The following is a 24,412-nucleotide window of genomic DNA, read 5'->3' as shown; positions in this document are numbered from 1 at the left end:
ATCCGAGTCAAACGTAGGCAGAGACCGTGCAGGTCTTGTGCGTGATGTGGTGTTCAAACTCATGGCGGAAGTGCTTGATCATGCCGCGCACAGGCATAGCTGCTGCGTCTCCGAGGGCGCAAATGGTGCGGCCCATGATGTTTTCTGCCACGTTGTCGAGCAAAGCCAAGTCGCTTTCGCGGCCTTCCCCACGCTCAATGCGGTCGACCATGCGCCACAACCATCCAGTGCCTTCACGGCAAGGTGTGCATTGGCCGCAAGACTCGTGCATGTAGAAGTAGCTCAAACGCAGCAGACTTTTAACCATGCAACGTGAGTCGTCCAACACAATCACCGCACCTGAACCCAACATCGAGCCCGCTTTGGCAATGCTGTCGTAGTCCATGGTGCATTCCATGATTACATCTGCCGGCAATATCGGCGCAGATGAACCACCAGGGATCACCGCCTTGAGCGTGCGCCCCTTGCGAACGCCACCAGCCAATTCCAGAAGTTTGGCAAAGGGCGTACCCATGGGCACTTCGTAGTTACCAGGACGCTCGACGTCACCACTGACCGAGAAAATCTTGGTGCCGCCGTTGTTGGGCTTGCCGCATTCAAGGTATGCCTGACCACCGTTGTTGATGATCCACGGCACGGCTGCGAATGTTTCGGTGTTGTTGATGGTGGTGGGCTTGCCATATAAACCAAAGCTTGCTGGGAACGGCGGCTTGAAGCGGGGCTGACCCTTTTTACCTTCAAGCGACTCGAGCAAAGCAGTTTCTTCGCCGCAAATGTAAGCGCCAAAACCATGGGCTGCGTGCAACTGAAAGCTGAAAGTAGAGCCCAAGATGTTGTCGCCCAAATAGCCGGCTGCACGGGCTTCATCTAGCGCTGCTTCAAAACGCACGTAGGTTTGGAAAATTTCGCCGTGGATGTAGTTGTAGCCCACGCTGATGCCCATGGCAAAAGCTGCGATGGCCATACCTTCAATCACGATGTGCGGGTTGTGCTGCAAGATCTCGCGGTCTTTGCAAGTACCGGGCTCGCCCTCGTCAGAATTACAGACCAAATACTTTTGACCTGGGAACTGGCGAGGCATAAAGCTCCACTTCAAACCCGTGGGAAAGCCTGCACCACCGCGACCACGCAAACCTGATTCTTTGACAGTGGCGATGACTTGATCTTGGGTCAAACCTTCTGTCAAAATTTTGCGCAAAGCTTGGTAGCCGCCACGCGCTACGTAGTCTTGAAGAGACCAGTTGTTGCCATTCAGCCCCGCCAAAATTTGAGGACCTAAATGACGGTCGTGGAAACATGTTTCCACCGCATTGGTTTGGAATTGGGAAAGTACTTGTTGAACGTTCATGCTCATTCCTTTGCCGCGCGCAAGCCTGCGACCATTTGATCGATCTTGTCATCGCTCATGTAGCTGCACATGGTGCGGTCGTTCACCAACAACACAGGCGCATCGGCGCAAGCGCCCATGCATTCGCCAGGTTGCACGGTGAACATGCCATCAGTCGTGGTCTCGCCGACTTCAATACCCAAGGTCTTGACCAAGTGCATCAAAGCGCCCTGCCCATTGCGCAATTGGCATGGCAGGTTGGTACACACGTTGATCTTGAATTTACCAACGGGCTGTTGGTTGTACATGTTGTAGAAGGTGGTCACTTCGTGCACAGCCATCGGGGCCATGCTGAGTAACTCAGCAATCACGCGTTCGCTCTCGGCACTGACAAACCCCTGCTCTTGCTGGGCAATAGACAAGCAAGCCATGACGGCAGATTGCTTCTGGTCATCTGGGTATTTGGCAACTTCATGCGTAAAACGCTCAAGGGCCTGGGCCGACAGCGCTGCGCTGTGGTGGATGCTTACAGAACTCATCGGTCAATTTCCCCGAACACAATATCCATGGTGCCAATCACCGCTACGGTGTCAGCAATCATGTGGCCACGCGCCATTTCATCCATGGCTGCCAAATGGGCAAATCCTGGGGCGCGAATTTTTAGACGGTAAGGCTTGTTGGCACCATCGCTTACGAGGTAAATACCAAACTCGCCCTTGGGATGCTCGACGGCGGCATAAGCCTCTCCTTCAGGCACGTGGAAACCTTCGGTGAAAAGCTTGAAGTGATGGATCAGTTCTTCCATATTCGACTTCATGCCTTCACGGCTTGGCGCTGCAACCTTGTGGTTGTCCGTGATAACAGGGCCTGGGTTCACACGAAGCCAATCCACGCACTGCTTGATGATGTGGTTGGACTGGCGCATTTCTTCGATGCGAACCAAATAGCGGTCATAACAGTCGCCTGTTTTGCCCACAGGAATGTCAAAGTTCATCCGGTCGTACACGTCATAGGGCTGGTGCTTGCGCAAGTCCCAAGCAATGCCCGAGCCACGCAACATCGCTCCCGAAAAGCCAAGGTTTTTCGCACGTTCTGGTGTGACCACGCCGATGTCGACCGTACGCTGTTTCCAAATGCGGTTGTCGGTCAGGAGAGTTTCGTACTCGTCGACCAGTTTGGGAAAGCGCTTGGTGAAATCGTCAATAAAGTCAAGCAATGAACCTGAACGACCTTCGTTCAAACGAGCCACTGACTTGGCATTGCGCACTTTACTGGCCTTGTACTGAGGCATGCTGTCAGGCAGGTCGCGGTAAACACCGCCTGGACGGAAATAAGCCGCGTGCATGCGCGCGCCAGACACGGCTTCGTACATGTCAAACAAGTCTTCACGTTCACGGAAACAGTAAATCAAAATGTTCATCGCGCCGCAGTCAAAACCGTGCGCTCCTAGCCACAGCAAGTGGTTGAGCAAACGGGTGATTTCGGAATACATCACACGGATGTATTGCGCGCGCTCTGGCACTTCAAGATCCATCATCTTTTCGATGGCCAAGCAGTAAGCGTGCTCGTTACACATCATGGACACGTAGTCGAGACGGTCCATGTAAGGCAAGGATTGGATGTAGGTTTTGCTTTCTGCCAACTTTTCCGTGGCGCGGTGCAGCAAGCCAATGTGTGGATCAGCGCGCTGGACCACTTCGCCGTCAAGCTCCAGCACCAAACGCAACACGCCGTGAGCAGCCGGATGTTGAGGACCCAAGTTCAGGGTGTAATTCTTGATATCAGCCATGGTCAGTGCTTACCGCCGTAGTTATCTTCTCGAATGATCCGCGGCGTGATCTCGCGCGGCTCGATGGTGACAGGTTGATACACCACACGTTTTTGCTCAGCGTCGTAACGCATTTCCACGTGGCCCGAGGTTGGAAAATCTTTACGGAAGGGGTGCCCCACAAAGCCGTAATCGGTCAACAAACGACGCAAGTCGAGGTGCCCTTCAAACACGATACCGAACAAATCAAACGCTTCGCGCTCAAACCAGTTGGCAGAGTTCCACAGATCATTGACAGATGCGACCATAGGTACGTCTTCGCTCAGCGCAAACACGCGCACACGCAGACGCCAGTTGTGACTTAACGATAGCAAATGGCTCACCACGGCATAGCGGGGACCGTCGGTGAATTTGGAATGGGCGTCATCTTTGTAACTGGAATAGTCAAGACCACACAAGTCCATCAACTGCTCAAAACCAAGACGCGCATCGTCTCGCAGGATCTGGCAAACCTCGTGGTAATCGGCGGCAGAAACCGTCAAGGTCAACTCGCCCAAAGCGGACTCGAGGAGCTTGACTTTGCCACCCAGCACATCGTGCAAGGCCGCTTCAAGCGTTTGAATGGAATGGCTCATTTGTCTTTCCTAAGCAATACGCGGTTAACGAGCGATGGTGTGTTCGCGGCGAATCTTGCTTTGCAATTGCAAGATGCCATACAACAAAGCCTCAGCCGTGGGCGGGCAGCCTGGCACGTAAACATCGACGGGCACCACACGGTCACAACCGCGCACCACCGAGTAGCTGTAGTGGTAATAACCTCCGCCGTTAGCGCACGACCCCATGGATAGCACCCAACGCGGCTCAGCCATTTGGTCATAGACCTTACGTAAGGCGGGAGCCATCTTGTTGCACAAAGTACCCGCCACGATCATCAAATCCGACTGGCGCGGGCTTGGGCGAAACAACATGCCGAAACGATCAATGTCATAACGGGCGGCACCCGCATGCATCATCTCAACCGCGCAGCACGCCAAGCCAAATGTCATGGGCCACAACGAGCCTGTTTTAGCCCAATTCACCACCGAGTCGTAGGAGGTGGTGATAAAGCCTTCTTTGAAAACGCCTTCTAGTGACATAGCTAATCCTTACTCCCAATCGATCGCACCCTTGATCCACATGTAGGCAAAGCCTGCAACGAGGATGGCAAGGAAGATCATCATGTCGATGAAACCAATGAAACCAATTTCCTTTAGCGCTACAGCCCAAGGAAACAAAAATGCGATTTCCAAATCAAACAAAATAAATAGGATGGCGATCAAGTAGTACCGCACATCAAACTTCATACGCGCGTCTTCAAACGCTTCAAAGCCACACTCGTAAGGGGAATTTTTGGCAGGATCAGGACGGCGTGGCCCCACGAAAAAGCCGATCACCTGGGGGGCAACACCCACACCAAGACCGACAAGGATGAATAAAAGGACAGGAAGGTATTGTTCTAAGCTCATCTCAATCTCGCGGTATGACTAACTCGTTACTAGTCAGCGAAGTCTGCCGTAACTAGTTGACACCAGAGTTACAGCAGACTTTTTTGGATGGTGCCGTCGGCGAGACTCGAACTCGCACAGCTTTCGCCACTACCACCTCAAGATAGCGTGTCTACCAATTTCACCACGACGGCTTTGGGTTTTTTGCTCTAAGAAACGAAGAGGAATAACGCTTCAATAACAGCCTCAGAGTTTACCCTGAAAAGGGCCCCATCACTCTGAAGTGTGAAGGTTTTAAGGTTACTTTGTGGGGATTTGTGCCGCACCAGATGCAGGAACTTCAGCCACTGGGGAAGGTGCCACCACAGCACCTTCAAGCACGCTTCCCGAACTGACAGGACGCAGGTTACCGAAGTAAGCCAAAACCAATGTGCAGACAAAGAAAACAGCAGCCAACACACCGGTGGTGCGCGACATAAAGTTAGCCCCACCACTCGCACCAAACAAACTGCCCGAACTGCCACTTCCGAAAGCCGCGCCCATGTCCGCACCCTTGCCATGCTGCACCAAGATCAAACCAATCATGGCCAATGCAGACAACAACTGAACCACTTGGACAATGTTCAAAATCAAACTCATAAAAACTCCGAAAAAATAATTATTTTCAACGTGCCGCAGCCGCAATGATGCAAAGAAAATCTGCCGACTTGAGAGAAGCGCCACCAATTAGGCCGCCATCAATATCAGGCTGCGACAACAATTCAGCTGCATTGGCCGCATTCATGCTGCCGCCGTAGAGGATGTGCACACGTTCCGCTTGCGAAGTCGCCGCCTTTAACTGAGCTCGCAATACAGCGTGCACTTCTTGCGCCTGATTGGGTGTGGCGTTTTTACCAGTACCTATTGCCCAGACGGGCTCATAAGCCACCACGATTTCGCTAATGCAATGACCGTTGGCGTGAATCACAGCCGCCAATTGGCGCTTGACCACATCTTCGGTATGCCCCGATTCGTGCTCCGACAAAGTTTCGCCAACGCAAACAATAGGCGTCATTCCAGCCGACAAAGCACGCTGCGCCTTGAGAGCTACTTGCACATCGGTTTCACCGTGGTTTTGTCGACGCTCTGAATGCCCGACGATCACATACCTCACCGCAAAGTCTTTCAACATGGAGGCAGATGTTTCACCGGTGTAAGCACCATGCTCATGCATTGACACATCCTGTGCGCCCAAGTTGATGCCTGACCCCATAACCAGCTGTTGCACCTGCGACAAATAAACGGCAGGCACGCACATGGCCACTTGCGCATGTTTTGAATCCAAAGCATGCGCAAGGCCTTGCTGCAACTCGTGCAACAAGGCTTTATTGGCGGCCAGGCCGCCGTTCATCTTCCAGTTTCCTGCGATGAGTTTTTGTTTCATCACAACCTCGCTGCGCTTAACCTTCAGACGACTGGTCGTGCGCTTGATCCGCTTGAGGACGATCCATCAAGGCCTTCATCGACAACTTGACGCGACCCTTTTCGTCGGTCTCGAGCACTTTCACGCGCACGATTTGGCCTTCGCTCAGGTAGTCGGTGACCTTCTCAACACGTTCGTGTGCGATCTGGCTGATGTGCAACAAACCGTCTTTGCCTGGCAACAAGTTGACCAAAGCACCGAAATCCAAAATTTTGGTGATCGGGCCTTCGTAGACCTTGCCGATTTCGACTTCAGCGGTGATCTCTTCGATGCGACGCTTGGCCTCTTCAGCCTTAGCGCCGTCAGTCGCAGCGATCGTGATGGTGCCGTCTTCGTTGATGTTGATCTGAGTACCAGTTTCTTCGGTCAACGCACGGATGGTGGCGCCGCCTTTACCGATCACGTCACGAATCTTCTCAGGATTGATCTTCATGGTGAACAACTTAGGTGCGAAGTCAGACACTTCTGTCTTGGCTTCGCCCATCGCTTCTTGCATCTTGTCCAAGATGTGCATACGGGCCTCTTTGGCTTGGGCCAATGCAACCTGCATGATTTCTTTGGTAATACCTTGAATCTTGATGTCCATTTGCAAAGCAGTAATACCGTTGGTGGTACCGGCCACTTTGAAGTCCATATCGCCCAGGTGATCTTCGTCACCCAAGATGTCAGTCAACACAGCAAAACGATTGCCGTCTTTGATCAAGCCCATGGCGATACCCGCCACGTGAGCTTTCATAGGCACGCCAGCGTCCATCATGGACAAACAACCGCCACAGACAGAAGCCATGGAGGAAGAACCGTTGGATTCTGTGATTTCAGACACCACGCGCATGGTGTATGGAAACTCTTCTTTAGAGGGCAACACAGCCATCAAAGCACGTTTGGCCAAACGACCGTGACCGATTTCGCGGCGCTTAGTCGAACCCATACGACCCACTTCGCCAGTGGCGAACGGAGGCATGTTGTAGTGCATCATGAAGCGGTCTTCATACTCACCAGCCAAAGCGTCGATGCGTTGTGCATCGCGTTCGGTACCCAAAGTGGTGATCACCAAAGCTTGGGTTTCGCCGCGCGTGAACAAGGCAGAACCGTGGGTGCGTGGCAATACGCTGTTACGGATTTCGATAGGACGCACTGTGCGTGTGTCACGACCGTCGATACGAGGCTCGCCTGCCAAGATTTGGCTGCGAACGATGTGTGCTTCGATGTCGAACAACATGCTTTCGACTTTGACCGAATCAAACTCAACACCGTCGGCCTTAAGGGCCGCCATCGCGTCAGCGTAGGCTTGGCGGCATGCGAGCGTACGGGCTTGCTTGTTACGGTTTTGGTAGGCCGTGCGTAATTTTTCTTCGGCGTGAGCTTGAACCTTGGCAATCAGTGGCTCGTCCTTAGCAGGAGCAGCCCAGTCCCATGCTGGTTTGCCAGCGTCGCGTACCAAATCGTGGATGGCATTGATCGCGATGTTGCCTTGTTCGTGGCCAAAAACCACAGCGCCCAACATGATTTCTTCTGACAACTGTTGAGCTTCAGATTCCACCATCAACACAGCAGCTTCAGTGCCAGCGACCACGAGGTCCATCTGGCTGTCTTTGCGCTGAGTTTGACCTGGGTTCAAGACGTATTCGCCGTTGATGTAACCCACGCGAGCGGCACCGATTGGGCCGTTGAAAGGGATGCCAGAAATACTCAAAGCTGCAGACACAGCAATCAAAGCAGCGATGTCAGCATCAACTTCAGGGTTCAACGACACGGTGTGAATCACCACGTGCACGTCGTTGTAGAAACCTTCTGGGAACAAAGGACGGATGGGGCGGTCGATCAGACGGCTGGTCAATGTCTCGTGTTCGCTAGGCTTGGCTTCACGCTTGAAAAAGCTGCCGGGGATCTTGCCTGCAGCGTAAGTTTTCTCAATGTAATCAACGGTCAAGGGGAAGAAGTCTTGACCAGCTTTGGCAATCTTCGAACCCACCACAGTGGCGAGCACCACGGTGTCGTCCATGTTGACGAGCACAGCGCCGCCAGCTTGGCGAGCAACTTCGCCGGTTTCCATGGTGACCGTGTGTTGGCCCCACTGGAATGTCTTGGTAACTTTATTGAAAATTGACATTTGTTTTTCCTATTGAAATTTGGCAATCAACCTGTGCAGCACACGATGCCATTCCAGAAAAGTAGGTGCTTTTTTGGAATGACACAGCTTTCGAATCTGCCCCTCTTTGTGATGCCTTTGGTTAAAAAAGAGTGTTTGAAAGTGCAAAACGCCTGAGCTTGTTTAAAAACTCAGGCGTTTGTCGCTAAAAATTTAACGATTACTTGCGCAGGCCAAGTTTGGCGATCAGAGCAGCGTAACGGTCGAAGTTTTTAGACTTGAGATAGTCAAGCAATTTGCGACGACGGCTCACCATACGCAACAAACCACGGCGACCGTGGTGGTCTTTGGCGTGTTGTTTGAAGTGAGGAGTGAGTTCATTGATACGAGCAGTCAACAAAGCCACTTGGACTTCGGGACTGCCTGTATCGCCTGCGGCGCGAGCGTTGTCTTTGACGACATCAGCAATGGTTGCTGTCAACATGGTTTTTTCCTTAAATATTTGACTTGCGTTGCGCCGTGGAAGTTGGTGCAACGTGCTTTGCTTACCCCTAAAGGTAAAGCCCAATTAGTATAGCAGGCACGGGGCCAACTACCCTAGCCAAGAGCACTGTGCCTTTTAAACCAACTCTGTCAGCGGCCAACGCGGCTTTACGTCAAAGCTGTAGCGCGGTTGGGCTTGGGTCATGCCGCCCTCGCCGCTTTGCAGACGCATGGCCGCAGCCATAGCAATCATGGCGCCGTTGTCGGTGCACAAATGCAACTCGGGGTAGTGCACGCGCACGCCTTGGCGCTTGCAAGCAACATTGAGCTGCTCACGCAAATGCTGGTTAGCACCCACACCGCCAGCTACCACCAAGCGTTTCAGGCCGGTTTCGCGCAAGGCACTGAGCGACTTTTTCAACAGCACCTCCACGATGGCAGCCTCGGTGGACGCCGCCAAATCAGCTTTTCGAGCCTCTAAATCGTCGCCCAGTTTTTTAGCTTGGATCATCACCGCCGTCTTCAGACCCGCAAATGAAAAATCTAAAGTACCGCTGTGCAGTAAGGGGCGTGGCAGCTTGAAGGCTGCAGGGTCGCCCTGCTCGGCCAGTTTGGACAAGGCAGGGCCACCGGGGTAACCCAAGCCCATGAGCTTGGCCGATTTATCAAAAGCCTCGCCCGCTGCGTCGTCAATGGTTTCACCTAGCAATTCGTAGTGCCCCACACCATCCACGCGCATGAGCTGCGTATGGCCGCCCGACACCAACAGCGCGACAAACGGAAACTCGGGCGGGTCTTCGCTTAAAAACGGCGACAACAAATGCCCTTCAAGGTGATGAACGCCCATCACAGGCTTGTTCAAAGCCGCACCCAAGGCACAAGCCACCCCCGCCCCCACTAGCAAAGCGCCTGCTAAGCCCGGGCCTCGGGTGTAAGCCACCACATCCACGTCTTGCAAAGTTTGATTGGCCGTGGTCAAGACCTCACGCGCCAGCGGAATGACGCGACGAATATGGTCGCGACTCGCTAACTCGGGCACCACACCCCCATAGGCCACATGCATGGCCACTTGGCTGTAGAGAGCGTGCGACAACAACGTGGGCATGGCTAAGCCCTGCAAGCGGACCAAGGCCACACCTGTTTCGTCGCATGAAGATTCAATACCGAGGATCAACATAAGCGGCAGAGTTTATGCGCTCTGCGGCTACCCACCCTTGCAACTGGCTAACGTGCAAGTAACGTGGCAACCCATTCAGACGACTCAGTCTGCCGCTGCTTCAGCAGGTCGGACCCGAGTTGATGTTTCATAACCAAGGGGCCAACTGCCATTTGACTTTTTGCAGTGTGGGTGTAAATCGGTGAAGCAAACGCAACTGTCGCTAAGGCAATGGCAATCTGCTTGTAAGAAACTTTCAAACTCCGCCGCATCAAGTCGGCACGGCCTAGATTTAGACGCGTACCTGCCGATTTTGGTTTGGCGAACACCACTTCTTGGCTCGAAGATGCACTAACTTGGACTGAAGCACCCTGCTTCAGTGAGGCGGCCGATTGCCCATCTTGCGAAGCGGCTATGGCTGTGGCTGTGGCTGTGGCAATGGTGGAAACAGCAACAGCGGCTGGCACTTTTGGCGCAGTCTTTGCGCTTGCATCCTTAGCCCCCACCTCGTTGCTTACCAGCGACTTCAGCCCCATTCTGGCAAATGCGGCATCCACCAGTTGCCGATTGATGCCAGATTGCTCTTCTTGAAGCGGCACAAAATCATCGGTGAATTTTTGGGCGCGACCGATTGCAAGAAAGCTTAAGTTTTTTTGCTCAAAGTGGTCCAGTTTTTTATTAACTTGTCCCACCACTTCTTGGATGTTTTGCGCACGCACTTCAACATCCAGGATCTCTTTGTGCTTGCCCAGTGTTTCCAAGTCCAACTGCTGGCGGTTCACTTCGGCGCTGTCTGATTCAATGACCTGGTTGTTTTTTGCCAGCGCAGAAGCATCTACTTTTTGGCGGTTCAGATCGTCGGCTGCAACGTCAATGGTTTGAAGGTTCAGCCCATCTGTGGCGTTGCTTTTAACTTTGGCAATGTTGTCCTGTCCGTTAAAGTTGTTGGCCAGGTTTTGCTTGTTTTGCAGCATTTGGCGCGAAATGAACTGGCTCATTTCCAGCTCTGCCGCGCTGGCCCCCAATAGCCCATCACTCATCGCATCGCGCAATTCAGCAGTCACTCCCAATAGCTTTGGGTCGCTAAGCTTGTTGTCAAAAACCTCGCCCTCGGCCTGGTCGTTGCCGGTCACCCTTTCGTGTTTGACACGATTTTTGAAATCGTTGGTGTTGAATGGCTTGACGTTCTTGGTCTCAATGACTTGATGGAAGCGCGCGAATGAGGCCTCGTTGTAGCCAAAGGAGTGCAGCATCGACATGAACAGCTTGTCTTCAATGCTGGCCACCTCGCCGTCAGCCAGCATGGAGTCGCACACGTTGGTGAGGATGAAAAGCTTTTGCTCTGGCTGCAAAACCACAGAAGCCTCATCTAAAAACGCCTTCATCTTGACCGAGCGCACATAGGTCAACGCCGCTTTTTGCAAGCCCTCAAATTCACCCAGCACCGTTTCCAACTGGCCTACTTCCCTTGCGCCAATGGCCCCATCGGAAGTCAGCATGTAAAGCAAGGCACAGGCCAAAGCCAAATGCGGGGTCATGGGCTGGCGCTCTTCACGCACACCCACGTAGCGGCCCAAAATAGATTTGTCGTTTTTCAGCGTGAGGATTTTGAAGAAGGGCTCGAACTGCTTGTCTTCCACGCCAAAGGCTTGCTTTAAACGGGCAAACTGAGTCAGCTCAGCCGGGTCGGCTTGGCCGTCCGACAAAAGCGCATCGCACACGTTGGACAAAATACACCACTTGTCCTTCATGCTCAGCAGATCAGGCGCATCGATCAAAAACGCGTCGAAGGACAAGGTCTGCACATAGTGCACCCCGTAACGCAGCACTTCTTCATCACCACCCAAAACCGACTGGAGGTGGCTGGTTTCTGCGGCATCTAGTTCTCCATCAGACGCCACCATGTAGAGCAAAGCGCACGCGAGGGTCAAGTACGGCGTGAGGTGGATTTTTTCAGCACCCACGGCCTCTAGCCCGGCCTCCTGTTTGAGGTCGTCCAATAAATTGACTTTGAGCGCATTCGTGGCCATAAGGCCACGATAAAAGTGTGAAGATTTAAGTGGGTTACAACTGCGTCATGGATAAATTGAATGATGCAGATGTCATTGAAAACTCACCCGTGCACGAAGCTCAAAGGCCCAATGAGGGTGAGCAAGACCGATTTTTTCTCAGTCACGCTCAGTGTCAGGTTGGCTTGGTGCACTTTGGCAATCTCTGAAGAGATGCTCAAACCCAACCCCAAGCCGTCGATTTGACGCGCATGGGAAGCATCACCTCGGTAAAAACGATCAAAAGCACGGACTTCCAAATCGGACGCAATGTTCACACTCGAGTTTTCAATGCTCAACCGAAATTGAGACCCCTCCCGCTTGAGCGTGACATGAATCCAGCCTTGATTGAAGTTGTACTTTTGGGCGTTTTCAAACAAGTTATGAATCAACAGCTTGGCCAAAGTTTGATCGCAAGACCAAAGCACCTGAGGCTCAATCGCATGGGTAATGGTGAAAGGCAGAGCTAATTGGTCTTGGTCATGCTCTTGGTCATGCTCTTGTGCAATCAACTTCTCAACCATGTCGCTGAAATTTTCAACACTGAACGTGCGTCCCAAACTATTGGCATCGGCACGAGACAACAACAACAACTTTTCAGTGATGTCAATCAACCGCTCCACCTCATCCCCCATGTTGCGCACGCGCACCTGAAGGTCTGAGCCCGTAGGCAAATCACGAATCAGCTGCTCGGTACTGCCTCGCAAAATAGTCAGCGGGGTACGCAACTCGTGCGAAACATCCGAAGCAAAACGGCGTGCTTTGGAAAAGCTGTCAAACAACCGCGTTCTCAAACTGTCGAAAACCTTAACAAAACTTTCAAACTCGCGGTAAGGGGCTGTCAAGTCACTGGCTTGGCCAAGGTTGGCATCGTTCAAGTTTGAAATATTTTGCTCCATCAACCGCATGGGTCGCAAGAGCATTCGCACGCAAAGCCATGACAAGACAACCAGCAAAGTAATGACGATGGGTGCCACGCGAAACAAATTGCGATCTCTTAACTCCCACACTCGATCCACCAACACATCGGCATCCGATTGTTTTAACCACAACGCTGGGCCACCTGCCATGCCTGTTTGTTGGACTTGGTACCAAATTTCACCCTGCCTGAGGCCACGCAACAACTCGACGTCTGCAATCATGCCTTCAATTTGTTGACGCACGGGTTCTTGCGTGAACGGCAGGGCGCATGCACCAACTAGCATTGCCTCAGCGGCATGGCTAGGCTTGGGGCACAAAACATAGAAATCAGAGGCACTTGCAATCAGGCTGCCATCATCCAGCGCATGAAAACAGGATAAAAATTTAGCCTTGTCTTGCATGGCATCAGAGCAGTTAGTCAAGCCGCGCCCCATGTCAACATGGATCTGATCCCTCAATTGATTCGTTAAAAAATATTGAGCGATCATCCGATTTGCAAAGATGATCGCAAATGCCGCCAGCAGCAGCAAGGCAAATACATGAAGTTGAAAAGAACGCGTCTTCATTCAAACCTCCTGCCTCAGGCGATACCCAACACCCCGCACAGACTCGATGGGAGAAGGACGACCACTGTTGCCTCTGTCTAACTTGAGCTTGATGCGACGCACGCACACGTCGACCAAGTTGGTTTCGGGGTCAAAGTTGATGTCCCAAACATGCTTGAGAATTTGCTGCCTTGAATAAATATGACCCGGCGAGCGCGTCAAATAAGCCAACAAACTGAACTCGCGTTGGCTCAGCAACGCAGACACCTCAAACCATTTGGCATGGCGCGTCACCACATCAAGGGTGAGGTGGCCTACCGAAATTTCTTGCACCTCATCAGGCACGGTGCGTTTGACCACCAATTTGATACGCGCTAACAACTCTTCCACAAAAAAGGGCTTAGGCAAATAATCATCTGCGCCCAGGTCAAAGCCTTTGAGCCGGTCTAGCAAATCCACTTTGGCGCTGAGGATGATGATGGGCATCTGGGTTGAGGCGGCTTTGGCTTGCTGCAACACCTCAAAGCCATCGAGCTTGGGCAGCATCAAATCCAAGATGGCTACATCGTGCTGAGCAGCCATAACCGAGGTCAAACCTTGCTCTCCGTCTTGCACGTGGGTCACCTCATGCCCTGCAAGACGCAGGCCTTGGATGACAAATTCGGCAATCTTGGCCTCATCCTCAATTAACAAAATCTTCAATTTGTGCAACCTTTTGTGTTTTTTGTGGTTTTATTTTCAAGTGTACAAAGACACATTGCACGACAAGCAAATGACATCTACGTCATCAAGCCAAAGATGGGCGTCTTGTCATTCATCTTAGGAGCTTTTGTTCCGATAGTTAGATCATCTAAAGTTATCGAAAGCCCCCCCATGTCCTCCGCCCTCTCACTGCCACCGAACGCCGTCGTGCATCAGGAAGATGCAGTGAATGGCATGAAAGCACACAAACTGCCAGCGCTCAAGGCATCAAATGCAGCCCCAGCCAAAGCAGTCGAGCCAAAGCTTGCCCCAGAACTCAATTTCAAGGCAGACAGCATGTCTTTGTCGTTTGCGTATGACAGCGTGGCCAAGTCGCTCAACATAGTCATGACCGATAAAACATCGGGCGATGTCATCCGAAAGATCACCTACAAGCACATGTCCTCGGACATACATCAAACCCATAAGCTCCAAGGGCTGTTGTTAGACCAGCGAGCCTAGGACGCGCACTGACTTGATTGGCCTTATAGCCATAAGTTATCAAGCCTGCGAGACAATCGCAGCATGAGCATCAGCCACTACATCAAAGACATCGGGCGCGGCCGCGACGGCGCGCGAGCCTTGGACCGCGCCAAAGCCACCGACCTGATGGGCCAAATCTTAGATGGCAAAGTCTCAGACCTAGAGCTAGGTGCCTTTTGCATCGCCATGCGCATCAAGGGTGAAACCGACCAAGAAATGGCGGGCTTTTTAGACGCCACTCACGCGCGCCTGCAAACAGTCAGCGCCCTCAGCCCTGTGGTGGTGCTGCCCAGCTACAACGGCGCACGCAAGCTGCCCGTGCTCACGCCGCTGCTGGCCCTCCTGTTGGCACGCGAAGGTTTGGCCGTGGTTATGCACGGCACGGCCACGGAATCTACCCGCGTCACCAGCCAAGACGTGCTCAGCGCCATGGGGGTACATGCCTTAACCCAAGTGCGTGCTGTGCAAGCTGGCGAAGTGGTGTTTGTACCCACCGAGGTGCTGTGCCCCGGCCTGAAACGCCTGCTGGACGTTCGCCGCGTGGTGGGCCTGCGCAACCCCGCCCACAGCCTAGTGAAGCTGATGAACCCCACCAACTCTGCCAATGCACTGCTGGTCAGCAGCTACACCCACCCCGAATACGCGGTATCAATGGCCGCCACGTTTGAGCTGACCGGCGCACGCGCCCTGCTGCTGCGTGGCACCGAAGGCGAAGTGGTGGCCGATGCCCGTCGCACACCTCAAATGGACGCCTTTGTGCGCGGCACACGCACACCCCTGGTGGAGGCCCAGATGGGCTCACTCCTCAAGCTACCCGAGTTGCCCACCGACATCGACGCTGTCGCCACCGCCCGCTACACACAGGCTGTGCTCAGTGGCGACTTACCCGCACCCTTACCGCTGGCAGCCCAAGTGCAAGCCGTGCTGAAAGCCTTGAGCCTCTGACCATGAAGCACACATTTCAACCCCATGTCACGTTGGTCGGTGCGGGCCCGGGTGACCCAGAGTTGCTGACACTCAAAGCCGTCAAAGCCATTGCCTCGGCAACCGTCTTGTTGGTAGACGATTTAGTGGGCGACGCCATCACCGCCCACGCCTCACACAAGGCACGCATCATTCATGTGGGTAAGCGCGGCGGCTGCAAGTCAACCCCGCAAGCCTTCATTGAAAAACTCATGGCACAAGAAGCCTTGGCTGGCGAAACCGTGGTACGCCTCAAAGGTGGCGACCCCTTCATCTTTGGTCGGGGTGGCGAAGAAGTCGAGCACTTGCAAGCTCAGGGCATTGCAGTGACCGTCATCAACGGCATCACCTCGGGACTGGCCGGCGTGAGCTCGCTAGGCATCCCCCTCACCCACCGCCAACACGCGCATGGCGTGGTGTTCATCACCGGCCACGCCAAGCAAGGTGCGGCTGACAGCGTGGATTGGGTGGCACTGGGTAAAACCGCCCAACAAGCCAAACTCACGCTGGTCATTTACATGGGTGTCAGCGGTGCGGCGCATCTGCAACAAGCACTCCTGCAAAGCATGCGCCCCCATACGCCCGTGGCTGTGATTCATCAAATCAGCCTTCCCGAGCAGCGCCATGTGGTGTGTGAGTTGCAGCAGTTGCATGACACCATCCTTCGCGAAGCGTTGACCAGTCCATCAGTCATTGTGGTGGGCGATGTGTTCAAAGGTTTGTTGGCGATGCAACAAAGCGAGATTGGCAGAGTGGTTGCCGCGTCATAAAGTCTGTTGCTAAGGGTTGCAATAGTTGCATCTTGAAGGATCAGCCGACTTGGATTGTTTGATTAACTTCTGATCTTCAAAACCACATGACAAACACTCCCAAATTTCACTGATAGCGAGTTGCGTTGGCCGCCCACATAAACGACAAGGCAAGCCCAGTGTTTTCTTTTTCAAGCTATATCCAGGCTTGGCGCATTGAGGGCATGCTGAAACCAACTTGTGAATCAAATTGTCCAACGCTTGACGAATAAGAGCTTGTCGGGTCGGATTTGCAAAGGCTCTGAGATCGTTTTCGATCACTAAACAACCGCTCGCAGAATGAGATTGCGCCGAATGAAATGCTTCAACCAATTGCGACATATCACGAATACCTTTTTGCCCTGCCGAATAATCCATCTGCTCCGGTCGCAGGCTTAAGTAATGACTAGGGAAATTTGCTTCAGTCGCAAAACTATTTAACTCCTCTAGAGTTTTGATCGCTCTTTGTAAACTCTGCGATGGCCCGTGCGCAAACCCCTGAACTTCAATTCCTAAATCGCGGTCTACCCACAAAATAACTTCAGAGTTCCAAGGTGTAAATCCTACAAATGGGTCGGGGCCGAATGCACCCTCGCTGGCCATTCCTATTGGTAAACCCGTCAGATCCATCCCTATCGTTGCTTTTGCTCTGACGGCATCAAGTTGAGAGCCAACTCGAACAACCTCGTTGGTAAACGTTCCCAATTTGTCCGTGTCATATGCATCCGTGTGAACTAATTGGCAGCCCAACGCATCCTGCAAGCGGTCTCGAACCAAATGCTGTTTGCCATGTTGCGTTAAAAATGCAACTTCACGCCCTTGATACAGGGTGACTTCATAGCTTGCCATTCAAACCTCACAGTAAAAACGATTGCGCTAAGGATACGTAAATAGGAATCCCGAACAAAATATTCAGTGGAAAGGTCACGCCAAGACTGAGGCCAAAATACAACGAGGGGCTCGATTCAGGCAGCGCGTAGCGCAGGACAGCAGGCACAGCGATGTATGAGGCACTCGCCGCCAGAACCATCAACAATGCACCGTCACCCACGGGTAGGCTTAACCAAACAGCCAACCCTAAAGCCAGACCGGCATGTGCAATCGGACCTAGCACGGCATAGGCCATGAGCACGGGTGAATGACCGCGAGCCTTGGGTAAATTGCGCGCGGCCATCAAACCCATGTCGAGCAAAAAGAACGACAGCATGCCCTTAAACAAATCACCAGAGAAAGGCTGCATGGCAGCCTTTCCCGCCTCACCCGTGACCAATCCCACCAGCATCGCACCCAAAAGCAACAACTGCGCCCCGTCGGTGAAGGACTCATGCAGAATCTTGCTCACCCTGATGCCTGGCAGCGCTGATGGGCCTTGAAGTGCAGCAACACCCCCACCCAAAGCCACCACTGAATGGGTCTTGGATTGCCGCAGCACATTGGCAAACACAACAGCCATGATGATGGCCGGAGACTCCATCAAGGCCATCGCGGCAGCCATATGCCCGCCATAGGTCACGCCTTGATTTTCCAAATATTGAACTGCCGTCACAAACGTCACCGCACTTACAGACCCATAAGTAGCGGCGATAGCCGCCGCATCAAACCCTGAAACAAACCGGCTCAATATCCAATACCCCATGAGGGGAATGCAGATGGCCAGCACGATAGCCGCCGACAAACTGATACCGACTTGGGCCGTCAGGCCTGAGTGAGACAACGCAAATCCACCCTTCAAACCCAACGCCATTAGCAGATAAAGAGACAGGAACCTGGAAATTGCAGGTGGTATTTCTAGGTTGGATCTAAGCGCTCCAGCCAATACGCCAATAATGAAAAATAAGATGGCTGGATCTAATAGGTTTTGCATGAAGGATTCCTTTTTTTGAAATCTTAACCACCTATATTCATATTGTAAAATTGATTATTCAGTATTGAACTATAGATAAAAGCCTATGAATTTAACATTTCGACAACTGCGACTTTTTCAAGCCTTAGCCGACAAAGGAAGCGTCAGCGCAGCTGCCAATGCGATGCACGTCACACAACCAACGGCATCCATGCAACTCAAAGAAATGACCATGACGATAGGTCTTCCGCTCTATGAGGTGATTGGAAAAAAGATTTTTTTGACCGAGACAGGTTTGTCGCTTGCATCCACCGCCCGCGAGATGTGTCAAAACTGGGAATCGTTTGTGCAACTGGTAGATGCCACCAAGGGGATCGCCCGTGGCCGACTAAAAATTTCGGTGGTGAGCACAGCCAAGTATTTCATGCCCAAACTAATTGGGTCTTTTTGCAAACGCCATCCGGCCATCGATGTCTCGTTGGAAATCTTGAACCGAGACGGCGTGTTGGAACGACTGCGGGGTAACCGAGATGACCTCTACATCATGTCTATGCCACCCAGCAACCTCGTGCTAATCGATGAGATCGTGATGCCCAACCCGATCGTGATGATTGCCGCCTCCAAGGACCCACTGGTTAAGCAAGCCAAAGTTTCGCTCACCGAATTATCAAAACACAGATTCATACTGCGTGAAAAAGGATCAGGTACCCGAATGGCTGCCGATGCTCACTTTGCCAAATCAAAATTTCGCCCCAACATCAGGTTGGAGCTGGGTAGCAATGAAGCCATCAAAGAAGCCGTGGCGGGCGGCCTAGGCATTGGCGTGATTTCTCAACATGCATTGCATGGGCATCAAAAGGAACACGGAGCTAGCGTCATTCACGTACCAGGTTTTCCACTGCGGTCGTCATGGCATTTGGTGCACCTAGCTGCAAAAAATCTTTCACCGGTAGCCGAGGCATTCAAACAACACCTTATCAATGACAAGAAGCTAGGTCACTAAACTTACCGCATGAAAAACTTTGATGTTGTGATGGTGGGTGCCGGTGCAGCCGGTTTATTTTGCGCAGGGGTTGCTGCGCAACAAGGTTTACAAGTGTTGTTGCTCGATCACAGCGAAAAGGTGGCCGAGAAAATTCGCATCTCAGGCGGTGGTCGTAGCAATTTCACCAACCGAGAACTCGATGTGCGGGCGCCGCATAAACACTTCTTGGGCGACAACCCTCAGTTTTGTCGCAGCGCGCTGTCGCGCTACACGCCGCAAGACTTTGTGGGGCTGATGCAAAAGCACAACATCCCGTTTCACGAAAAGCATAAAGGTCAGCTGTTTTGTGACCGATCCTCCGAAGACCTGATTCAAATACTTCTGGCTGAATGCAACGGCTCCGCCAATGGCGGCAGCGTGACCCGCTGGCAACCATGCAGCCTCAAAGCCATTCGCTACTCAGACGCCGCGCCCGAGGCGCAACGCTACCAGGTCGATACCGGCCAAGGCACGGTGCATGCGGCTGCTGTGGTGGTGGCCACGGGCGGTTTGTCCATCCCCAAAATTGGCGCGACCGACATGGGCTATCGACTGGCCAAGCAATTTAACCTGCGCATGGTCGAACCCCGCCCAGGCCTTGTGCCGCTGACGTTTGACGAAAAAGCTTGGGTGCCGTATGCGCAGCTATCCGGCCTCTCGCTACCCGTACGGATTGAAACGGGCAGCAAAAAAACTCTGCAAAGTTTTGATGAAGATTTGCTTTTTACCCACCGTGGCTTGTCAGGCCCGGGTGTGCTGCAAATCTCCAGTTATTGGCAGGCGGGCACTGACTTACGCATCAACCTCGCCCCAGAAGTGGATTTGCAAGAGGTTCTGATGACTGCCAAGCAGCAGTCTAAAAAGCTCATTGCCAATGAACTGAACACATGGGTGCCTTCGCGCCTGGCCGATACTTGGGCCAGCCAAGACACCGCGTGGCAACGGCCCGTGATCGAGGCCAGCGACAAAGCCCTGAACCACTTGGCCCAACGCCTGAGCGCTTGGCCCCTCACCCCCACGGGCACCGAGGGCTACAAAAAGGCTGAGGTCACCGTGGGCGGCGTTGACACGCGGGATTTGTCGCAGCAAACCATGGAATCCAAGCAACCAGGCCTGTATTTCATTGGCGAAGTGGTGGACATCACTGGCTGGCTGGGGGGCTACAACTTTCAATGGGCCTGGGCTAGCGCCCATGCCTGTGCAAAAGCCCTAGGTGCAGCTTTAAAACCGGCGGTTTAGCCGCTATAATTTCGCTCTTTGCTGGCAAACCCCCAACGGCCTGATCAACTTAATGTTGGGGAACACCGCAGGCATGGCGCTTAGGCACGATCTTCCTAGGCACCCTCTGACTGCAAATAATTGGAAATTTTGGTAATGACCACCATCCGTGTAAAAGAAAACGAACCGTTTGACGTCGCTCTGCGTCGCTTTAAGCGCACTATTGAAAAACTGGGTCTGTTGACCGACTTGCGCGCTCGCGAGTTCTACGAGAAGCCAACCGCTGAACGTAAACGCAAAAAAGCAGCAGCCGTCAAACGCAACTACAAGCGCATCCGCAGCATGCAGTTGCCCAAGAAGCTGTATTAATCAGCCTCTGCCCCAAAAAAAGCTCGCTAGGGACGCCTCAGCGGGCTTTTTTTTCGAATCATTTCCCTCTTTAGGAGCACACCATGAGCCTCAAAGCACACATCACCGAAGACATGAAAACAGCCATGCGCGCCAAAGACAGCGTGCGCTTGGGCACCATCCGCTTGCTGCAAGCCGCGATGAAGCAAAAAGAAGTGGACGAGCGCATCGAGTTGGACGACGCCATGGTGATCGCCATCGTGGACAAACTAATCAAGCAGCGCAAAGACTCGGTGGCGGCCTTTGTGTCCGCACAGCGCCAAGACTTGGCTGACATCGAAAGCAACGAAATCAAAGTGCTCGAGGTGTATTTGCCTCAGCGTTTGAGCCCAGAAGAAATCACCGCCGCCGTGAAAGCCATCGTGGCAGAAGTGGGCGCTACGAGTGCTGGCGACATGGGCAAAGTGATGGGCGCTGTGAAAGCTCAGTTGGCTGGCAAGGCTGATATGGGGTTGGTGTCTGCTGCTGTTAAGGCTGCGTTGGCGGGTTGACGCTTTGCTGCTTTGAGCGCAGCAATAAAACCTAGCTACCCGCCACCTTCATACGATTAATCAGCACAGAGCCAATCGCCTTAGCCCCCATCGTGAAAACATCCGAACCAATGGCTTCAATGCCTTGGAACATGTCTTTCATATTGCCCGCGATGGTGATCTCTTGCACCGGATACGCAATGCGCCCGTTCTCCACCCAAAAGCCACTTGCGCCACGTGAATAGTCGCCCGTCACGTAATTCACGCCCTGGCCCATGAGCTCAATCACAAACAAACCGGTGCCTAACTTTTTCAACATGGCGTCGAGGTCGTCTGCGCTTTGCGTGAGGCGTGAAGTCATGACTAAATTGTGCGAGCCACCCGAGTTGCCCGTGGTGGGCATACCCAATTTTCGGCCGGTGTAAGTACTGAGGAAATAGCCCTCCACACGGCCTGCGTCCACCACACGGCGCGCGCGGGTGGTCACGCCTTCGTCGTCAAAAGGTGAACTGCCTTTGCCGCGCATGACAAATGGGTCTTCTGAAATGTCGATGTGTTTGGGAAATACGGTGGTGCCCAACGAGTCGAGCAAGAACGTGCTCTTGCGGTACAGCGCACCGCCGCTCACAGCTTGCACAAAACTGCCCAACAAGCCGGCCGCTATGGGTGATTCAAACAGGACGGGGCATTCCACCGTGGCGATCTTGCGCGACTTCAAACGGCTCAAGGCGCGCTCGGCAGCGTAACGACCGACAGATTCGGGGGAGGCCAACTCGTTTGCATCGCGCATGGAGCTGTACCACGCATCGCGCTGCATGCCATCCCCCTTGCCAGCGATGGGTGCAACCGAAATGGTGTGGCGCGAACTAGCGTAGCCACCACGAAAACCATGGGTGTGGGCACTGAAAAAATGGCTTTGCTGCGCTGACACCGCTGCGCCCTCGCTATTGGTGATGCGCTTGTCGGTTTGCATGGCCGCCGCTTCGCAACGCAAGGCAATGGTGGCTGCGTCAGCGCTGGTGATAGGCCAAGGATGGAACAAATCCAAATCAGGGTGGTGCTGGGCAATGTCTTTTTCGTCGGGCAAGCCAGCCACGGGGTCTTCAGCAGTGAAGCGGGCAATATCGAAGGCCGCTTGCACGGTGCGCTCAATGGCGCCTTGCGAAAAGTCAGATGTGCTGGCGTTGCCGCGGCGATGACCGACATACACCGTCACGCCCAGCGATTTGTCGCGGTTGCGCTCCACGTTTTCTAGTTCGCCTTTGCGCACTGAGACGCTCAAACCGCAGCCCTCAGAGGCATCGGCACCTGCGTCGGTGGCGCCCAGCTTTTTGGCGTGCAGCAAAGCGGCATCAACAAGCGAGGCGAAGTGTTCGCGGCTGTAGCTGAAACCTTGGGCAGGTTGGTGAGATGGGGCTTGGGTTTTGGAGGCTTTGGTCATATCGGCGGCTATGATACTTGTCACTGCGGTCGCTCTTCGTTTTGAAGGGCTAACCGACCTATTTAAAGCCCTCCCATTTATGTCACGTAAACCCAAAAAAGGTTACTTTGTCCGCGGCCAGTTTGTGGCCGAAGGCAGCGAACTCGACCTTGAACTCAAAGCCGAACTTAAAGGCACAGACGGCCTGAGCCGCACCGATCGCAAAAAAGACAGTGATGACCGCCAGGATTTGGGTGTGGACTTGCTCACGCTTCGCACCGAACTGATGGAGCGCCTGAACTCCCAAGGCCACATCACAGACCAACTGCGCGAAGCGCTGGCCGAAGCTCGCCGAATCACCAACTTTGAAGGCAAGCGCCGCCAAATGCAGTATGTGGGCAAGCTCATGCGCAAGCTCAGCGAAGAGTCGATGGAAGCCGTCAAAGACGCGCTGAACGAGCAGCGCATGGGAAGCACCAAAGACACGCTAGCCCTGCACTTGGCCGAAAGCTGGCGCGACCGCCTGATCGACGACGACGCAGTCTTGCAAGAGTGGATCAACGACTTCCCCAGCACTGACAGCCAACAGCTGCGCGCCTTGGTGCGCCAAGCCCGCAAAGACGACGTCACCACCCAGGCCGACATTGCCAAAGGCTTGCTGCCGCGTCAAAGCCGTGCGTACCGCGAGATCTTTCAGCTCATCAAAGAACAGATGAATTTGGCTGACGACGCAGCGCACACACCCGAAGAAGACGAAGAGTCTTACAAGCCATGACCGACACCACCCTACCCACTCCCGATGCCCGTTGCGACACCCTCAAGATCGGCATCGTGTCCATCAGTGACCGCGCCTCCAGCGGCACTTACGAAGACAAAGGCTTGCCCGCCTTGCGCGAGTGGTTGGGCCATGCTTTGTTCAACCCGATTGAATACGTCGAGCGCCTGATTCCCGACGAGCAAGACACCATCAGCCAAGCGCTGATTGAGTTGGTCGATGCGGGTTGCGCCTTGGTGCTCACCACCGGTGGTACAGGCCCCGCCAAGCGCGATGTGACACCCGAGGCCACCTTGGCCGTGGCCCACAAAGAGATGCCCGGATTTGGTGAGCAAATGCGCCAAGTGAGCTTGAAATTTGTGCCCACCGCCATCCTGTCACGCCAAGTGGCGGTCATCCGCGATGAATGCCTGATCATCAACTTACCGGGTCAGCCAAAGTCGATCCAAGAAACCTTAGGTGGTTTGAAAGACGCTGAGGGCAAACAAGTGGTCGACGGCATATTTGCAGCAGTGCCTTATTGCATCGACTTGATCGGCGGCCCTTACATGGAAACGCGTGATGCGTTTTGCAAAGGCTGGAGGCCCAAAACTGCCGTGAAAACTAGGCGGCTTTAAGAAGCAGCAGGTATTTTTTGCACCAAAGGCTCAAGGCCTGACATGTCAAAGTAAATACCATCAAAAAATATCTTGATAGCAGGTAAATTGTTGCCAACTGCGCTGCGGTTTGGAATGTAGCGAAGCACCTCAAACACGTAATGGTTCAGCGTGCTCACAAACTTGTCAAAGTGCGGCATGTCAATGTCAAGCAACGGTTTAAGCCAGATTTTCCACTGCCCCACCATCGCAGGATCTTCGCTGACGATGACATCACACACCATGTCTTTCATCATCAGGCCATACTGCTCTAGGTCAAAGTTGAACTGACCTTCAAAGTCGCCCGTAGCGTTCAAAGTCGCCCAAATGCGGTTGGGATAAATGTTTAAAAACTGCATCG

27 protein-coding genes and 1 tRNA gene are annotated in these 24,412 nt (G+C 53.3%); 9 read left to right on the top strand and 19 right to left on the bottom strand.

Annotation, left to right across the window (positions count from 1 at the left end; genetic code table 11):
• Positions 1 to 7: 7 nt before the first annotated feature.
• The 15 genes from nuoF to ABWP81_RS00590 form a co-directional block, all read right to left on the bottom strand.
• Positions 8 to 1,348 carry an NADH-quinone oxidoreductase subunit NuoF gene (gene nuoF / locus ABWP81_RS00660; RefSeq protein WP_353138230.1) on the bottom strand — a complete coding sequence of 447 codons (1,341 nt, stop codon included), beginning with the start codon at positions 1,346 to 1,348 and terminating at the stop codon, positions 8 to 10.
• A gap of 2 nt (positions 1,349 to 1,350) precedes the next feature.
• Positions 1,351 to 1,866, bottom strand: a complete 516-nt coding sequence (nuoE, locus tag ABWP81_RS00655; protein ID WP_353138227.1) for an NADH-quinone oxidoreductase subunit NuoE — start codon at positions 1,864 to 1,866, stop codon at positions 1,351 to 1,353.
• Positions 1,863 to 3,116, bottom strand: a complete 1,254-nt coding sequence (locus ABWP81_RS00650; RefSeq protein WP_353138224.1) for an NADH-quinone oxidoreductase subunit D — start codon at positions 3,114 to 3,116, stop codon at positions 1,863 to 1,865. Before ABWP81_RS00650 ends, nuoE begins: the two co-directional genes overlap by 4 nt.
• 2 nt (positions 3,117 to 3,118) lie before the next feature.
• Positions 3,119 to 3,730, bottom strand: coding sequence for an NADH-quinone oxidoreductase subunit C (locus tag ABWP81_RS00645; RefSeq protein WP_353133751.1), 612 nt, complete (start codon positions 3,728 to 3,730; stop codon positions 3,119 to 3,121).
• Positions 3,731 to 3,754: 24 nt separating this feature from the next.
• Positions 3,755 to 4,231: a NuoB/complex I 20 kDa subunit family protein gene (locus tag ABWP81_RS00640; protein ID WP_353133748.1), complete on the bottom strand. Its 477-nt coding sequence runs from the start codon at positions 4,229 to 4,231 to the stop codon at positions 3,755 to 3,757.
• A 9-nt stretch (positions 4,232 to 4,240) separates the two neighbouring features.
• Positions 4,241 to 4,600: an NADH-quinone oxidoreductase subunit A gene (locus ABWP81_RS00635; protein WP_353133745.1), complete on the bottom strand. Its 360-nt coding sequence runs from the start codon at positions 4,598 to 4,600 to the stop codon at positions 4,241 to 4,243.
• Between the two features lie 88 nt (positions 4,601 to 4,688).
• Positions 4,689 to 4,773, bottom strand: a tRNA-Leu gene (locus ABWP81_RS00630).
• Positions 4,774 to 4,879: 106 nt separating this feature from the next.
• Complete coding sequence (gene secG, locus ABWP81_RS00625; RefSeq protein WP_353133742.1) at positions 4,880 to 5,218, bottom strand: preprotein translocase subunit SecG; 339 nt, start codon at positions 5,216 to 5,218, stop codon at positions 4,880 to 4,882.
• Between the two features lie 25 nt (positions 5,219 to 5,243).
• The gene (tpiA, locus tag ABWP81_RS00620) at positions 5,244 to 6,002 is read right to left on the bottom strand and encodes a triose-phosphate isomerase (RefSeq protein WP_353133739.1); all 759 of its coding nucleotides are present in this window, start codon (positions 6,000 to 6,002) and stop codon (positions 5,244 to 5,246) included.
• A gap of 16 nt (positions 6,003 to 6,018) precedes the next feature.
• On the bottom strand, positions 6,019 to 8,151 hold the full coding sequence (gene pnp / locus ABWP81_RS00615; RefSeq protein ID WP_353138221.1) for a polyribonucleotide nucleotidyltransferase: 2,133 nt from the start codon (positions 8,149 to 8,151) through the stop codon (positions 6,019 to 6,021).
• A 199-nt stretch (positions 8,152 to 8,350) separates the two neighbouring features.
• On the bottom strand, positions 8,351 to 8,614 hold the full coding sequence (rpsO, locus tag ABWP81_RS00610; protein WP_353133734.1) for a 30S ribosomal protein S15: 264 nt from the start codon (positions 8,612 to 8,614) through the stop codon (positions 8,351 to 8,353).
• 135 nt (positions 8,615 to 8,749) lie between these two features.
• Positions 8,750 to 9,790 (bottom strand): tRNA (adenosine(37)-N6)-threonylcarbamoyltransferase complex transferase subunit TsaD, encoded by a 1,041-nt coding sequence (tsaD, locus tag ABWP81_RS00605; RefSeq protein WP_353138218.1) that lies wholly within the window; start codon positions 9,788 to 9,790, stop codon positions 8,750 to 8,752.
• A 47-nt stretch (positions 9,791 to 9,837) separates the two neighbouring features.
• Positions 9,838 to 11,799: a TerB family tellurite resistance protein gene (locus tag ABWP81_RS00600; protein ID WP_353138215.1), complete on the bottom strand. Its 1,962-nt coding sequence runs from the start codon at positions 11,797 to 11,799 to the stop codon at positions 9,838 to 9,840.
• 83 nt (positions 11,800 to 11,882) lie between these two features.
• Positions 11,883 to 13,304 carry a sensor histidine kinase gene (locus ABWP81_RS00595; protein WP_353138212.1) on the bottom strand — a complete coding sequence of 474 codons (1,422 nt, stop codon included), beginning with the start codon at positions 13,302 to 13,304 and terminating at the stop codon, positions 11,883 to 11,885.
• Positions 13,305 to 13,985, bottom strand: a complete 681-nt coding sequence (locus ABWP81_RS00590; RefSeq protein ID WP_353133722.1) for a response regulator transcription factor — start codon at positions 13,983 to 13,985, stop codon at positions 13,305 to 13,307.
• A 171-nt stretch (positions 13,986 to 14,156) separates the two neighbouring features.
• On the opposite strand from ABWP81_RS00590, the gene ABWP81_RS00585 reads away from it, so the two are divergent.
• The 3 genes from ABWP81_RS00585 to cobA all read left to right on the top strand — a co-directional run bounded on the left by ABWP81_RS00585 (position 14,157) and on the right by cobA (position 16,240).
• Positions 14,157 to 14,486: a flagellar protein FlaG gene (locus ABWP81_RS00585; protein ID WP_353138209.1), complete on the top strand. Its 330-nt coding sequence runs from the start codon at positions 14,157 to 14,159 to the stop codon at positions 14,484 to 14,486.
• Between the two features lie 63 nt (positions 14,487 to 14,549).
• The gene (ybiB, locus tag ABWP81_RS00580; protein WP_353138206.1) at positions 14,550 to 15,452 is read left to right on the top strand and encodes a DNA-binding protein YbiB; all 903 of its coding nucleotides are present in this window, start codon (positions 14,550 to 14,552) and stop codon (positions 15,450 to 15,452) included.
• A 2-nt stretch (positions 15,453 to 15,454) separates the two neighbouring features.
• Entirely contained in the window at positions 15,455 to 16,240 is a 786-nt protein-coding gene (cobA, locus tag ABWP81_RS00575; protein WP_353138203.1) for a uroporphyrinogen-III C-methyltransferase, read from the top strand.
• A 9-nt stretch (positions 16,241 to 16,249) separates the two neighbouring features.
• On the opposite strand, the gene ABWP81_RS00570 is transcribed toward cobA, so the two are convergent.
• Positions 16,250 to 17,107 (bottom strand): DUF6671 family protein, encoded by an 858-nt coding sequence (locus ABWP81_RS00570; protein WP_353138200.1) that lies wholly within the window; start codon positions 17,105 to 17,107, stop codon positions 16,250 to 16,252.
• A 7-nt stretch (positions 17,108 to 17,114) separates the two neighbouring features.
• Positions 17,115 to 18,122 (bottom strand): sodium-dependent bicarbonate transport family permease, encoded by a 1,008-nt coding sequence (locus ABWP81_RS00565; RefSeq protein WP_353138198.1) that lies wholly within the window; start codon positions 18,120 to 18,122, stop codon positions 17,115 to 17,117.
• Between the two features lie 85 nt (positions 18,123 to 18,207).
• On the opposite strand from ABWP81_RS00565, the gene ABWP81_RS00560 reads away from it, so the two are divergent.
• From ABWP81_RS00560 to ABWP81_RS00545, 4 genes are all read left to right on the top strand, one after another.
• The gene (locus ABWP81_RS00560; RefSeq protein WP_353133704.1) at positions 18,208 to 19,104 is read left to right on the top strand and encodes a LysR family transcriptional regulator; all 897 of its coding nucleotides are present in this window, start codon (positions 18,208 to 18,210) and stop codon (positions 19,102 to 19,104) included.
• Between the two features lie 9 nt (positions 19,105 to 19,113).
• On the top strand, positions 19,114 to 20,364 hold the full coding sequence (locus ABWP81_RS00555; protein ID WP_353138195.1) for a BaiN/RdsA family NAD(P)/FAD-dependent oxidoreductase: 1,251 nt from the start codon (positions 19,114 to 19,116) through the stop codon (positions 20,362 to 20,364).
• A 135-nt stretch (positions 20,365 to 20,499) separates the two neighbouring features.
• Positions 20,500 to 20,712, top strand: coding sequence for a 30S ribosomal protein S21 (rpsU, locus tag ABWP81_RS00550; RefSeq protein ID WP_006296472.1), 213 nt, complete (start codon positions 20,500 to 20,502; stop codon positions 20,710 to 20,712).
• 83 nt (positions 20,713 to 20,795) lie between these two features.
• Positions 20,796 to 21,242, top strand: coding sequence for a GatB/YqeY domain-containing protein (locus ABWP81_RS00545; protein WP_353138192.1), 447 nt, complete (start codon positions 20,796 to 20,798; stop codon positions 21,240 to 21,242).
• A gap of 31 nt (positions 21,243 to 21,273) precedes the next feature.
• Here the strand turns inward: ABWP81_RS00545 and pmbA are convergent, their stop codons facing one another.
• Positions 21,274 to 22,662, bottom strand: a complete 1,389-nt coding sequence (gene pmbA, locus ABWP81_RS00540; RefSeq protein WP_353133692.1) for a metalloprotease PmbA — start codon at positions 22,660 to 22,662, stop codon at positions 21,274 to 21,276.
• Positions 22,663 to 22,741: 79 nt separating this feature from the next.
• Between pmbA and yjgA the strand changes: the two genes are divergently transcribed.
• Together yjgA and mog are read left to right on the top strand one after the other, a co-directional pair.
• Positions 22,742 to 23,416 carry a ribosome biogenesis factor YjgA gene (yjgA, locus tag ABWP81_RS00535; RefSeq protein ID WP_353133689.1) on the top strand — a complete coding sequence of 225 codons (675 nt, stop codon included), beginning with the start codon at positions 22,742 to 22,744 and terminating at the stop codon, positions 23,414 to 23,416.
• Positions 23,413 to 24,033, top strand: a complete 621-nt coding sequence (mog, locus tag ABWP81_RS00530; RefSeq protein ID WP_353138189.1) for a molybdopterin adenylyltransferase — start codon at positions 23,413 to 23,415, stop codon at positions 24,031 to 24,033. Before yjgA ends, mog begins: the two co-directional genes overlap by 4 nt.
• On the opposite strand, the gene ABWP81_RS00525 is transcribed toward mog, so the two are convergent.
• Positions 24,030 to 24,410, bottom strand: a complete 381-nt coding sequence (locus tag ABWP81_RS00525; protein ID WP_353133683.1) for a hypothetical protein — start codon at positions 24,408 to 24,410, stop codon at positions 24,030 to 24,032. The two genes, mog and ABWP81_RS00525, sit on opposite strands and share 4 nt — an antisense overlap.
• Positions 24,411 to 24,412: the final 2 nt, after the last annotated feature.

It is taken from the genome of Limnohabitans sp. (assembly GCF_040401135.1).
In the GTDB taxonomy this organism is placed as follows: domain Bacteria; phylum Pseudomonadota; class Gammaproteobacteria; order Burkholderiales; family Burkholderiaceae_C; genus Limnohabitans.
The sequence above is the reverse complement of the archived record's forward strand: the minus strand, read 5'-3'. Positions and strand labels throughout refer to the sequence as shown.

Excerpts from the sequence above, each read along its gene's own strand:
- tsaD (WP_353138218.1), bottom strand. The coding sequence starts at position 9,790 with ATGTTGATCCTCGGTATTGAATCTTCATGCGACGAAACAGGTGTGGCC.
- tpiA (WP_353133739.1), bottom strand. The coding sequence starts at position 6,002 with ATGAAACAAAAACTCATCGCAGGAAACTGGAAGATGAACGGCGGCCTG.
- ABWP81_RS00545 (WP_353138192.1), top strand. The coding sequence starts at position 20,796 with ATGAGCCTCAAAGCACACATCACCGAAGACATGAAAACAGCCATGCGC.
- ABWP81_RS00585 (WP_353138209.1), top strand. The coding sequence starts at position 14,157 with ATGTCCTCCGCCCTCTCACTGCCACCGAACGCCGTCGTGCATCAGGAA.
- ABWP81_RS00640 (WP_353133748.1), bottom strand. The coding sequence starts at position 4,231 with ATGTCACTAGAAGGCGTTTTCAAAGAAGGCTTTATCACCACCTCCTAC.
- secG (WP_353133742.1), bottom strand. The coding sequence starts at position 5,218 with ATGAGTTTGATTTTGAACATTGTCCAAGTGGTTCAGTTGTTGTCTGCA.
- ABWP81_RS00600 (WP_353138215.1), bottom strand. The coding sequence starts at position 11,799 with ATGGCCACGAATGCGCTCAAAGTCAATTTATTGGACGACCTCAAACAG.
- ABWP81_RS00570 (WP_353138200.1), bottom strand. The coding sequence starts at position 17,107 with ATGGCAAGCTATGAAGTCACCCTGTATCAAGGGCGTGAAGTTGCATTT.
- ABWP81_RS00650 (WP_353138224.1), bottom strand. The coding sequence starts at position 3,116 with ATGGCTGATATCAAGAATTACACCCTGAACTTGGGTCCTCAACATCCG.
- ABWP81_RS00645 (WP_353133751.1), bottom strand. The coding sequence starts at position 3,730 with ATGAGCCATTCCATTCAAACGCTTGAAGCGGCCTTGCACGATGTGCTG.
- pnp (WP_353138221.1), bottom strand. The coding sequence starts at position 8,151 with ATGTCAATTTTCAATAAAGTTACCAAGACATTCCAGTGGGGCCAACAC.
- ABWP81_RS00555 (WP_353138195.1), top strand. The coding sequence starts at position 19,114 with ATGAAAAACTTTGATGTTGTGATGGTGGGTGCCGGTGCAGCCGGTTTA.
- pmbA (WP_353133692.1), bottom strand. The coding sequence starts at position 22,662 with ATGACCAAAGCCTCCAAAACCCAAGCCCCATCTCACCAACCTGCCCAA.
- rpsU (WP_006296472.1), top strand. The coding sequence starts at position 20,500 with ATGACCACCATCCGTGTAAAAGAAAACGAACCGTTTGACGTCGCTCTG.
- ABWP81_RS00560 (WP_353133704.1), top strand. The coding sequence starts at position 18,208 with ATGAATTTAACATTTCGACAACTGCGACTTTTTCAAGCCTTAGCCGAC.
- ABWP81_RS00595 (WP_353138212.1), bottom strand. The coding sequence starts at position 13,304 with ATGAAGACGCGTTCTTTTCAACTTCATGTATTTGCCTTGCTGCTGCTG.
- ABWP81_RS00635 (WP_353133745.1), bottom strand. The coding sequence starts at position 4,600 with ATGAGCTTAGAACAATACCTTCCTGTCCTTTTATTCATCCTTGTCGGT.
- ABWP81_RS00525 (WP_353133683.1), bottom strand. The coding sequence starts at position 24,410 with ATGCAGTTTTTAAACATTTATCCCAACCGCATTTGGGCGACTTTGAAC.
- nuoE (WP_353138227.1), bottom strand. The coding sequence starts at position 1,866 with ATGAGTTCTGTAAGCATCCACCACAGCGCAGCGCTGTCGGCCCAGGCC.
- yjgA (WP_353133689.1), top strand. The coding sequence starts at position 22,742 with ATGTCACGTAAACCCAAAAAAGGTTACTTTGTCCGCGGCCAGTTTGTG.
- nuoF (WP_353138230.1), bottom strand. The coding sequence starts at position 1,348 with ATGAACGTTCAACAAGTACTTTCCCAATTCCAAACCAATGCGGTGGAA.
- ybiB (WP_353138206.1), top strand. The coding sequence starts at position 14,550 with ATGAGCATCAGCCACTACATCAAAGACATCGGGCGCGGCCGCGACGGC.
- rpsO (WP_353133734.1), bottom strand. The coding sequence starts at position 8,614 with ATGTTGACAGCAACCATTGCTGATGTCGTCAAAGACAACGCTCGCGCC.
- ABWP81_RS00565 (WP_353138198.1), bottom strand. The coding sequence starts at position 18,122 with ATGCAAAACCTATTAGATCCAGCCATCTTATTTTTCATTATTGGCGTA.
- mog (WP_353138189.1), top strand. The coding sequence starts at position 23,413 with ATGACCGACACCACCCTACCCACTCCCGATGCCCGTTGCGACACCCTC.
- cobA (WP_353138203.1), top strand. The coding sequence starts at position 15,455 with ATGAAGCACACATTTCAACCCCATGTCACGTTGGTCGGTGCGGGCCCG.